Origin of the sequence: Clostridium frigidicarnis, from assembly GCF_900111985.1 — a bacterium.
Lineage (GTDB): Bacteria > Bacillota > Clostridia > Clostridiales > Clostridiaceae > Clostridium_Z > Clostridium_Z frigidicarnis.
In genome coordinates this window covers 42,916-52,904 of sequence record NZ_FOKI01000024.1, presented here as the reverse complement: position 1 = coordinate 52,904, position 9,989 = coordinate 42,916, and the positions used below count along the sequence as shown (strand labels likewise).

At 32.2% G+C, this 9,989-nt stretch carries 14 protein-coding genes; 1 reads left to right on the top strand and 13 read right to left on the bottom strand.

The window, feature by feature from the left end; all coding sequences use genetic code 11:
• The coding region (locus BM119_RS13510; protein WP_143087286.1) for an IS3 family transposase at nt 1–293 on the top strand (293 nt) is incomplete at its 5' end.
• A gap of 73 nt (nt 294–366) precedes the next feature.
• Here the strand turns inward: BM119_RS13510 and BM119_RS13505 are convergent.
• The 13 genes from BM119_RS13505 to eutC all read right to left on the bottom strand — a co-directional run bounded on the left by BM119_RS13505 (nt 367) and on the right by eutC (nt 9,978).
• Nucleotides 367–927 carry a putative ABC transporter permease gene (locus BM119_RS13505; RefSeq protein ID WP_090042249.1) on the bottom strand — a complete coding sequence of 187 codons (561 nt, stop codon included), beginning with the start codon at nt 925–927 and terminating at the stop codon, nt 367–369.
• Between the two features lie 366 nt (nt 928–1,293).
• The gene (locus BM119_RS13500) at nt 1,294–1,761 is read right to left on the bottom strand and encodes a cupin domain-containing protein (protein WP_090042247.1); all 468 of its coding nucleotides are present in this window, start codon (nt 1,759–1,761) and stop codon (nt 1,294–1,296) included.
• A 1-nt stretch (nt 1,762) separates the two neighbouring features.
• Nucleotides 1,763–2,860, bottom strand: a complete 1,098-nt coding sequence (eutH, locus tag BM119_RS13495) for an ethanolamine utilization protein EutH (protein WP_090042246.1) — start codon at nt 2,858–2,860, stop codon at nt 1,763–1,765.
• A gap of 21 nt (nt 2,861–2,881) precedes the next feature.
• Complete coding sequence (locus BM119_RS13490; protein WP_090042245.1) at nt 2,882–3,430, bottom strand: BMC domain-containing protein; 549 nt, start codon at nt 3,428–3,430, stop codon at nt 2,882–2,884.
• Nucleotides 3,423–3,695: a EutN/CcmL family microcompartment protein gene (locus tag BM119_RS13485; RefSeq protein ID WP_090042243.1), complete on the bottom strand. Its 273-nt coding sequence runs from the start codon at nt 3,693–3,695 to the stop codon at nt 3,423–3,425. Before BM119_RS13485 ends, BM119_RS13490 begins: the two co-directional genes overlap by 8 nt.
• Nucleotides 3,696–3,708: 13 nt before the next feature.
• Nucleotides 3,709–4,386, bottom strand: coding sequence for a TIGR02536 family ethanolamine utilization protein (locus tag BM119_RS13480; protein ID WP_090042242.1), 678 nt, complete (start codon nt 4,384–4,386; stop codon nt 3,709–3,711).
• Nucleotides 4,387–4,410: 24 nt separating this feature from the next.
• A complete protein-coding gene (eutD, locus tag BM119_RS13475; protein WP_090042240.1) occupies nt 4,411–5,037 on the bottom strand; it encodes an ethanolamine utilization phosphate acetyltransferase EutD in 627 nt (208 codons plus the stop codon).
• A 17-nt stretch (nt 5,038–5,054) separates the two neighbouring features.
• The gene (locus tag BM119_RS13470) at nt 5,055–5,831 is read right to left on the bottom strand and encodes a cobalamin adenosyltransferase (RefSeq protein ID WP_090042238.1); all 777 of its coding nucleotides are present in this window, start codon (nt 5,829–5,831) and stop codon (nt 5,055–5,057) included.
• Between the two features lie 73 nt (nt 5,832–5,904).
• Complete coding sequence (eutM, locus tag BM119_RS13465) at nt 5,905–6,195, bottom strand: ethanolamine utilization microcompartment protein EutM (protein ID WP_090042236.1); 291 nt, start codon at nt 6,193–6,195, stop codon at nt 5,905–5,907.
• Between the two features lie 136 nt (nt 6,196–6,331).
• The gene (locus BM119_RS13460; RefSeq protein ID WP_090042234.1) at nt 6,332–7,804 is read right to left on the bottom strand and encodes an acetaldehyde dehydrogenase (acetylating); all 1,473 of its coding nucleotides are present in this window, start codon (nt 7,802–7,804) and stop codon (nt 6,332–6,334) included.
• Entirely contained in the window at nt 7,804–8,403 is a 600-nt protein-coding gene (locus tag BM119_RS20440) for a BMC domain-containing protein (protein ID WP_090042233.1), read from the bottom strand. Before BM119_RS20440 ends, BM119_RS13460 begins: the two co-directional genes overlap by 1 nt.
• A gap of 16 nt (nt 8,404–8,419) precedes the next feature.
• On the bottom strand, nt 8,420–9,073 hold the full coding sequence (gene eutL / locus BM119_RS13450; protein ID WP_090042231.1) for an ethanolamine utilization microcompartment protein EutL: 654 nt from the start codon (nt 9,071–9,073) through the stop codon (nt 8,420–8,422).
• Nucleotides 9,074–9,090: 17 nt separating this feature from the next.
• The gene (eutC, locus tag BM119_RS13445) at nt 9,091–9,978 is read right to left on the bottom strand and encodes an ethanolamine ammonia-lyase subunit EutC (protein ID WP_090042230.1); all 888 of its coding nucleotides are present in this window, start codon (nt 9,976–9,978) and stop codon (nt 9,091–9,093) included.
• Between the last annotated feature and the right edge of the window lie 11 nt (nt 9,979–9,989).

The window sequence follows — 9,989 nt, the reverse complement described above, 5'->3', positions numbered from 1 at the left end:
ATTCTGACCAAGGATGGCAATATCAAATGTTCAGTTATCAAAATATGTTGAAGAAGAAAGGCATTAGACAGAGTATGTCTCGTAAAGGTAACTGTCTCGATAACTCAGTTGTGGAAAATTTCTTTGGCTTACTGAAAACAGAATTGCTATATTTACAGGAATTCGATAACATAGAACATTTCATTAAAGAATTAGTAGCTTACATAGATTACTATAACAATAAACGAATCAAGAGCAAATTGAAAGGACTGAGTCCTGTCCAGTACAGGATCCAGTCCCTGGAAGTAGCGTAATTATACTTTGTCTAACTTTTTGGGTTCATTTCAAAAAAGAATTCCCTTAAGAAATATTATATTATTAAATATATTATCTTTTTCTTAATCTCAACATTTTAAAACTTAAATTGTTCTCTTTTCCTTTAAAAGTCCTTATTGTAAAAATATCATCAATTATTAAAGCTAACAATAAAATAGGACATACTATTAACCATAATGATTTTATTGGTAAGTAAAAATTATTTACTATATGTGTTTGGAGATATCTTACTCCAATAAAGGTTAAAAAAGTCCAATAAATAGAAAATTTTATACATACTATTCCCTGAAAATTGTGTTTTAATTTTGAATAATCCCAATAATCTTTATGAAAATTTTTTCTCATAATCACACCTGTTGTATATTCAACAAGAGTTGGAATTATAAAACATATTAAAATTAATGAATATGTATTTTGATTAGTTATATCTGAAATTGCTATTATAAATGACATGGCAATTCCATACATTGGCTTAAATGGATTGTTTAAAAATCCATCCTTTTGGAAATGTCCCTTAATATGATAACTATAAAGATTTTCGATTATCCATCCAATAAAGCCATATAGAAAAAAGTTAAATGTAAAATATAATATAAATTCCTTATTAAGCATAACTCCACCTCCCTGCCTATATAAATATCTTTACCATACTTAAGGAATTTATACTTATTTAAATACTTATCTATATGAATCTTTTTAAAGTTTATCTAGTGACTCCCATCTGTACCTCCCTTGCCTTAAGTATACAATGTTATACTTCCATAAATTAATTCATCTAACATTTAGATATTACAAAGAACATCACCTAAATAAAAATTCGTTGTATTTCTTATAAAAATAAAGAACTATAAAATTATGACATTTTATTTATCATAATTTCTAGGTACATATTTTAATGTGATCAAGAAAAAAGAGTATTCTCTTAAGCTTAAAGCCTAGAAAATACTCTTTTCTCATTTAATGTGTTTAGGATATTGTTTAGTTTTGTGATGCCCAGTCTGCTGGGTATGTTACATATATAAATCTTGCGTAATCTGGTACTGAGAATTGTATACTACTTCCCTTTGGAATTAATATTAATTCTCCTGCATCTGCTGATACTTTTCTACCATCTATGATTACGTCTAAGTGGCCTTCTATTACATAGTCTATTTCATCATAGTTTAAAGTCCAGTCAAAAGTTGTTTCTTTCATTTCCATAACTCCACAACCTAATCTTGGGCTTTCATTTAAATCAAATAAGTCTTTTGTATAAACAACATCTCTTGGATTTCCTGTGTCTAATCTATTTGACTCATCAACTTTAACTGTTGGAAGCTTAACTGATGTTATTCCGCTTATATCTTTATTTCTTACGAAATCAACTGAATCTGTAGCTCCTTGAATTTTTTCTTCTATTATTTTTCTTACTAATTGCTCTAAAACTTGTGGATCTAAGTTTTTCATATTACTTTGCCTCCTTAGCTTTTCCAAACATCTTATTAGCTATTATCATTGCAAGAATAACAGCTGCTATTCCACCTACTAGTTTACCAACTATCATAGGGAATATCATTTCCTTAGCAACTCCAGCAACATATCCTAAATGGTCTCCAAATACAAATGATGCTGACACTGCAAATGCAACGTTTATTATCTTACCTCTATCATCCATATCTTTCATCATTCCGAACATTGGTATTGAGTTAGCTAAACTTGCAACCATTCCAGCTGCTGAAACATCGTTCATTCCTAACAATTTACCAACACTCATTAATGGTTTCTTAAATACTTTAGTTATAACATAAACTAGTGGGAATGCTCCAGCAAGCACTAAAGCTATATCTCCAACTACTCCTATACCTTCTTCTATTGGTGCCATTCCTGGTATTACTACTAAACCTGTAAGTTTTTCTATTACAGCTGCACCAAGACCTATTGTTATTACTATTACTACAAATTTACCGAATATAGAGAAGCCTTTTACCATTTTATCAGGTATCTTAGCAAGTCCTAATCCTATTATTGCAGCAAATATTATTATTGGAACTAAGTTCTTTATTATAGTTAGTACTGGTAATCCTGCTATAAGGCCTCCAACAAATGCTCCTATTGGTATTGTTATTATACCAGCAAGTACACCTGTTGCTAAAAATCTTTGATCTTCTTTCTTTATTATTCCTAAAGCTACTGGAATAGTAAATACTATTGTAGGTCCCATCATTGCACCAAGAATTGTACCTGCAAATAATCCAACTTGTGGATCATTAGCTAATTGTTGAGCTAGTGGGAAACCACCCATATCACAAGCAAGTAATGTAGTTGCAAACATTGATGGATCCGCTCCTAATGCATTAAATACTGGAACTACAACTGGCTTTAATATGTTGGCTAAAACTGGAGCAAGACAGATAACTCCTACCATGGCTAATGCTAATGATCCCATTGCCATAAAACCTTCTTCAAACTGCTCACCTAGTCCAAACTTATTGTCTAAACATTTATCTATAGCACCTAGAACCATAAATACAACCATTATGTAAATGATTATGTCATTTATTCCCATTATTTCATCTCCTTTAATATTTTATTTTGTTAAACTGGAAATTATAAGTTCGTCTGGAGAAGGGATTATGGATGTACTTATTATCTTTTTACTATCTATAGCTTCTCTAGATAATTCCATTCCATACTCCACATCACTTACTTCTCCAGAAATTATATATAATAGCTTTCCTCCTATACCAAAGGCAAGCTGAAGTTTTAGAATCTCAACATTAGATCCCTTTAATGCTTTATCTAATGCCTTTAATCCAGTGCACACATTAGATGTTTCCATAACACCTATGGAACTCTTATTCTTTACTGTGCATTTAGTTTTAAGAGCTTTTATTATACTTTCATGTACTGCATTTATTACGAAACTATCTACTATACTTTTTTGTCCTAATTCTACACCATATTCTATAGCATCTTTTACAGAGTCTTCATTACCACTTATAATTACAAGAAATTTCCCAGGACATATGGTCTTAAAGAATAACAAGTCTACAGGAGATTTTTTCACAATTTTATCTCCTACTTCAATTCCTTGAGCTATGCTTCTAAATTCAAGTGAACCAATGCTTTTATTCATCATCAACCTCTATAGAATCTATTATACCGACAACAGCAGCATCTACTGGTATTGCCTTATCTCCTAAAGAAGTTCTTGCTGAAGCACCCTTAGTTATTAAAACTAAATCTCCGTTACCAGCTCCAACATTATCAGCTGCTACAAAAAATCCTTCTAACTCTTTTTCTTTATCCTTTAATAATCTTACTACTAGAAATTTCTGCCCATTAAGTTTTTCATCTTTTCTAGTAGACCATAATCTTCCCACTACTTTTCCTATAACCATAGTAATAATCCTCCTATACTCTTTTTACCTTTAGGTGATGAATTCTTACAAAATCATTTGCTAAAGGAGTTATTATGCTCTTTTTATCAATAATTACAGCTTTCATTCCGTTCATATATGGTTTTCTTAAATCCGATTCTGTTATAAGTTTTTTATTTCTTATTTCAAAGGTGGAGTTATTTTCTACTTCTACTTCTTCTTTTATAGTAACTACGTTATTTGGGGATATAACGTTAGAAACTGAATTACTTGAAATAGCACAAGGAGAACTTATTATATCTATACCATATTTTATAAGCTCTTTTTCAAAGTCAATGTATCTATTATATAAGGCTTTTGGGGATGTACTTTTATACTTTCTATACTCTAGTCCGTCTTCAAGAACGTAAACCTTTTTTCCTTCCATAAGCATTTTTATTATAAATGCTTCTGACTTTGAAACTCCTGTTAAAGCAGCAAGATTTCCAAGTCCCTTTAAACAAAGTTTTTCTATGATTATAACATCACATTTTTCTAAATTATTTTCATAATTAACAACATCATATTCATTGCCTAAAACTCTTTCATATCTTGTACTATCACTGCCGCCAAATACTACAGCAGTTTTCTTATTCTCATTTACATTGTTAGTTTCCTGTAATTTTTTGTACACTTCTTTTACTATTAAATCTACAAGAGTATCATAATTCATTATATTACCTCCTTTCCTAGAGGTCTATTTTACAATTGTTGCAAGAGTTCCTTTACTGAATCCACATGCATTAGCCTCATCATAGTCTATATGCATTGCAGTGTTAAACTTAGGGCTTACTCTTATTACAACATCATCAAATATTAATGGTCTTTGTCCAAAGACTTTAACCTTTACTATTTCCTTATCTTCAACATCAAACTTTTGTGCATCTTCTGGAGTTATATGTATATGTCTCTTTGCTGCTATAACCCCTTTATCTAATTTAACAGAATTCTTATCACTAGATATTGTAACTCCTGGAGTATTTATAATATCTCCACTTTCTTTAACTGGAGCTCTTAAACCTACTGATAATGCATCTGTTAAAGATACCTCAACTTGAGTTTCAGATCTTTCTGGTCCAAGTACAATAACATTTGACATAGATCCTTTTGGTCCTGTTACTGTAACTCTTTCTTTACATGCATATTGTCCTGGTTGAGATAAATCCTTTGCTTTTGTAAGCTGGTATCCTTCTCCAAAGAGCATATCTATATGTTTTCTACTTAAATGAACGTGTCTTCCTGAAGCTTCAACTTCTAAAAATACTTCGTTCTTAACTCTTCTTATTACTTCTTTTATTACATCTTCTAAGAAAAGATTATCCATTTTTGTCCTCCTCTGTGTTAACTGTACTTTCCTGTTCTATATTTAAACATCATTATCCAGAATACGGATGATAATCTATTCAATGCTCTTATTATATCTTCTCTTTCAACCTGTCCATATTCACCTTTGAAGGCTTCATATGAGGCAATTTCTGTTTCTCTTACAAGAGTTCTACAAGTATTTAGAGCAATAACTACCTCACCCATTGTATAATCTGGATAGAAGTGTCCCATACCAAAGTATTTTTCAGGGTGATGAGATTTTTCTCTTAATTCAGCTGCATTCATTCCTTGAAGAGATATTTCTTGAACTCTTTCATTAAGAACTTCACATCTTAATAGGTTCCTAACAAAGCTTAATATTTCTTCAAGATCATCTACAAGTTTCTTCTTCTCTAACTTATTACAAATTAGTTGAGTTTCTAAAATTTTGGCTTCAAGTGAATCAAACTTTCCTCTAAGAATTATTCTTTTATGGTCCTTGAAAACAAGTAAGTCTCCATATAAATGTGTCATATGTTCAGGTTTCTCATCTAACTGAGCCCCAAAGACTGTTTTATATTTATATTGCTTTTCTTTAAAAACAATTTGCTTTTCTGTTTCTTGCACCTTTGGTTCTTCTTCTTTAAGTTCATCCTTACTATCAACATACTTTAAGGATATGTTATTTTCTGTTAAAAAGGATTTTGCTGAAGGAGTTATTATCTGTCCCTTAACAACTTTGAATTCTTTAAATTCTTTAAAATCCTTTCCCTTCAATCGTTTTCTAACTTCACTTTCTGTTAAAACAGCCATATATTCACATCCCCTATTAGATGTATGAGATGTGCTGCATTAAAACAGCACACCCCTTTAAATCTAAGTTATATTATTCAGTTATAGTTGTCTTTGGTAATATTGCATCTACTTCAAAGTGTGGTCTTGGTATTACATGAACTGATACAAGTTCTCCAACTCTCTCAGCAGCAGCAGCTCCAGCATCTGTAGCAGCTTTAACAGCTCCAACATCTCCTCTTACCATAACTGTTACAAGTCCGCCTCCAACTTGCTCTTTTCCTACTAATTGAACATTTGCAGCCTTAACCATTGCGTCTGCTGCTTCTATAGCACCTACTAAACCTTTAGTTTCGATCATTCCTAATGCATTTGCGTTTGCCATTTTAAAATTCCTCCTAAGAATAAAATTATTTTTTATTTTTTATTTGTTTTGGATATACTTTTGGATTATGCTAATTTACATTTATTTAAAATTATTTTTGACAGCCTTATTTTTGAATATTATTAAATTTTATTGATTATTTTAATTCGCTTATTATTCTCTTAACTAATAAATTAATAAGCTCTTCTTTATCTTCTAAGCTTACAGAAGAAACTGCTGCTTCAGCCTTTGCTGTTCCTCTAATTTCTTCTATTTCTTTAAGACCATAAGCTACTATTTTAGTATTTAAAAGATTCATAGGTCCTATATTGTCAGAAGTTGAACTTCCTCCAACTGCTCCACAACCTAATGTTAATGCTGGCATTAAGTTTGTAGATGCTCCTATTCCACCAAGAGTTGATGGTGTGTTTACTGGTATTCTTGATACCGGCATTCTAAGAGCAAATTTCTTTATAACTTCTTCATCATTTGCATGAATTGAGAATGTATGTCCAGCACCTTCATTTAAAAGTATTGCTCTACATTTCTCACATGCAGCCTCTACATCTTTTTCACTATAGAAAGCTAAGATTGGAGCTAATTTTTCTCTTGAATATGGCACATTATGTCCAACTCTAGTCTCTTCTGCAATTAATACTCTTGCAGTAGATGGAACATTATTAAGACTTGCAAGTTTTGCTATTGCTTCAACACTCTTTCCAACTATTTGTGGATTCATTGAACCATTAGCTCTCATTATGAACTTTGAAAGCCTATTACTTTCTTCTGCATTTAAGAAGTAAGCACCCTGGTTTTTAAGTTCTGCTACAACTTTATCTTTCATAGACTCTTCAACAACTACTGATTGCTCTGATGCACAAATTGTTCCATTATCAAAAGTCTTTGAATCTAATATTCTTTTAACAGCTACTTGAACATTTGCACTCTTATCTATATATGCTGGTCCATTTCCTGGTCCAACTCCTATAGCAGGTGTTCCTGATGAGTAGGCTGCTTTAACCATTGCTGATCCACCAGTTGCAAGTATTATTGCTGTATCTTTATTTTTCATTAATTCATCAGTTCCTTGTATTGTTGGAACTGTCATACATCCTATTGCTCCATCTGGGCATCCAACACTTTTAGCAGCTTCAGATATTATTCTTACTGTTTCAAGTATTGCTTCCTTTGCATTTGGATGTGGTGAAAACACTATTGTGTTTGCTGATTTTAAAGAAATCATAGCTTTATATATAACTGTAGATGTTGGGTTTGTTGAAGGTATTAATCCAGCTACAACTCCCATTGGTACAGCTATTTTCATTGTTTTATTTTCTTTGTTTTCATCTATTATTCCAACAGTTTTTTCATCTTTTATAGTTTCATAAACCATTTTTGATGCGAAAACATTCTTTATTATCTTATCTTCCCATTTTCCAAAGCCTGTCTCTTCATTTGCCATTCTAGCAAGCTTTTCAGCATTATTATATGCTGCATCTGCTATAGCTTTAACTATTTTATCTATTTGTTCTTGAGACATTTCAGCTAATATGCTTTGAGCTTCCTTTGCCTTTTTTATAAGACTTCTAACTTCTTGAATTGACACTAAGTCTTTATCTAAAAGTTCCATTATTTTACACCTTCTTCATAATATTTAGTTATAATGTCTATTAAAACATCCTTCTTAGCAAACTTAATTTGTTTGTTTGTTATGTCTGGTATTTTAAGACTTCTAACTAATTTCCTAAGCTCTTCAACTTTCATAGAGCTATAGTCTTTTTTCTCTAGTTCATTTGATTTTATATTTTCTTCCTGACTTCCTTTATCACAAGTTACTTCCTCAGTTTCTCTTCTCTCTTCTTCAGTTGTAACTTCTGATTTTTTTTCTTTTGAATCTATATTATTTATACATTTTAAGTCATTGGTATCTTGTTTTAAGGTATCTTCTGTTTTGGTATTCATTTCAGGAATTATCTTTAAAACATCATCATGAACTCTTGCTATTACATGAACGTTTCTTAACAATCCAAGAGACTGAGTTGAGACTTCCGCCGCCTCAACCGCTGCTTTCACAGCTCCTACATCTCCTGTTACTTTAACCGTTACAATCCCAGCTGTTACTTTTTCAACTCCAAGCAATGTTACATTTGCAGCCTTTAGTGCAGTATCGGCAGCTTCTATAGCTGCAATATATCCATTTACTTCTATTAGTCCAAGTGCTTTACTCATCTAAGCCTAATCCTAATTAAAAGTTTATTGGGCTTTGTGCTACTGATTTAACTGCCTCTGCAAAAGCATCACATGCAGCCTTACATGCTGATTGAGAACCAGTAAGTAATCCGCCACCAAAGTTTGTTTCTGTTGGAGGTCCAAAGAATTCAACCATTTCAACATCTGCTGCCTTTAACGCTGCATCTAAAGCATACATAGCTTCTAATGGAGGAGCTACTAAGTAAGCTAGTGCCTCTCCCTCTTTTATTCCTGCTACTTTTGAAAGATAAGTTCCTGTTCTTGATACGCAATGTGCATAGTAACAGATTGAGTTATCTTCATTAGCACTTACAAAGTGAGATCCATTTTCCATGAAATCCATAGCTGCGTTTAATCCACTTCTAACTTCTGCTGGGCTTGGACCTGCTAGTATTCCTATAACTTCTCCTACAAGCTTTGTAGATGCATTAGCTGCTCCTGCATACATTGATTTAGCATATACAACATCAACTTCTGCTGATTTTGTTGCTTCATCTAATGCTGTATAAGTTACATCATCAGAATCTGCTGTTATAAGTCCTAAACTTTTATGATGTGGCTCAAGTTCAAGCTTTGCTGCCATTTCTGGACTTACATTTGATATTATCTTAACGCTTAGTACTGTTGGACGTAATGCTTCATTTATCACAATAAAATCCTCCTAGATTATATTTTTAAGTTTATACCAGAAGCTTTCTTTTCTAGCATTGTCTTTATTAATTCTGCTATATGAGCTCCTGCTTCAACTGCTGTTGTACCACCCTTATGGATGTTTGATATAACAGTTCTATTTGCTTCTGGCATGTTAACAGTTGGTTTGTATGCTATGTAAGCACTCATTGATTCAGCTGTAACAAGACCTGGTCTTTCTCCAACTAGAAGACATACAACCTCTGCACCTGTAGCTTCTGCTACAGCATCCATTGCAGGTACTCTACAATGTTTTACAAATAATGCTTCTCCAGTTTCTAATCCATACATTTTTAATCCTTGTTTTATTGATGGCATTATATCTTTTAAGTTAGCTTCTATAGCTGCTGAACTTAATCCGTCTCCTACCATTATTTGAACCTTAGGATTTCTTGCTAATTTATTTTTAATTAGCTCTGTTGTTTCTGCATCAAACTTTCTTCCAAGGTCTGGACGAGTTATATATTCATCCTTATCCTCACACATAGTGTTTACTGAAACAAGGTTATTCTCTTTTACAAATTCCTCTGATACATATGAGAATACTGAGTCTTGTGCTGCAGCATGGTCAGCTCTAACTCTTAAAGCTGTTATAGTCTTGTATCTTGTACCAGCTCTACCTATACCTATTCTTGCTGCAGTTTTTTCCTTCATTTTTAGGTATCCTTCTGCATCATGTGGGTTCTCCACTAAAAGTTGCTTCTTTAAATCTATTTCAGTGATGTCTTCTAAACATCCATCATTATCAATAACTGAACCTACACATTTTTCAACTGTGTTTTCTATAGTTTCTTTACTTACCGCTTTTCCAACCATTTCGCCTAATAGTTTTTCAACCATTGATTTTAATTCTTGTTCGTTCATTACAAAGTCCC

Bases quoted from the DNA above. Each gene is read 5' to 3' on its own strand.
- BM119_RS13505 (WP_090042249.1), bottom strand. From the start codon at position 927: ATGCTTAATAAGGAATTTATATTATATTTTACATTTAACTTTTTTCTA.
- BM119_RS13500 (WP_090042247.1), bottom strand. From the start codon at position 1,761: ATGAAAAACTTAGATCCACAAGTTTTAGAGCAATTAGTAAGAAAAATA.
- eutH (WP_090042246.1), bottom strand. From the start codon at position 2,860: ATGGGAATAAATGACATAATCATTTACATAATGGTTGTATTTATGGTT.
- BM119_RS13490 (WP_090042245.1), bottom strand. From the start codon at position 3,430: ATGAATAAAAGCATTGGTTCACTTGAATTTAGAAGCATAGCTCAAGGA.
- BM119_RS13485 (WP_090042243.1), bottom strand. From the start codon at position 3,695: ATGGTTATAGGAAAAGTAGTGGGAAGATTATGGTCTACTAGAAAAGAT.
- BM119_RS13480 (WP_090042242.1), bottom strand. From the start codon at position 4,386: ATGAATTATGATACTCTTGTAGATTTAATAGTAAAAGAAGTGTACAAA.
- eutD (WP_090042240.1), bottom strand. From the start codon at position 5,037: ATGGATAATCTTTTCTTAGAAGATGTAATAAAAGAAGTAATAAGAAGA.
- BM119_RS13470 (WP_090042238.1), bottom strand. From the start codon at position 5,831: ATGGCTGTTTTAACAGAAAGTGAAGTTAGAAAACGATTGAAGGGAAAG.
- eutM (WP_090042236.1), bottom strand. From the start codon at position 6,195: ATGGCAAACGCAAATGCATTAGGAATGATCGAAACTAAAGGTTTAGTA.
- BM119_RS13460 (WP_090042234.1), bottom strand. From the start codon at position 7,804: ATGGAACTTTTAGATAAAGACTTAGTGTCAATTCAAGAAGTTAGAAGT.
- BM119_RS20440 (WP_090042233.1), bottom strand. From the start codon at position 8,403: ATGAGTAAAGCACTTGGACTAATAGAAGTAAATGGATATATTGCAGCT.
- eutC (WP_090042230.1), bottom strand. From the start codon at position 9,978: ATGAACGAACAAGAATTAAAATCAATGGTTGAAAAACTATTAGGCGAA.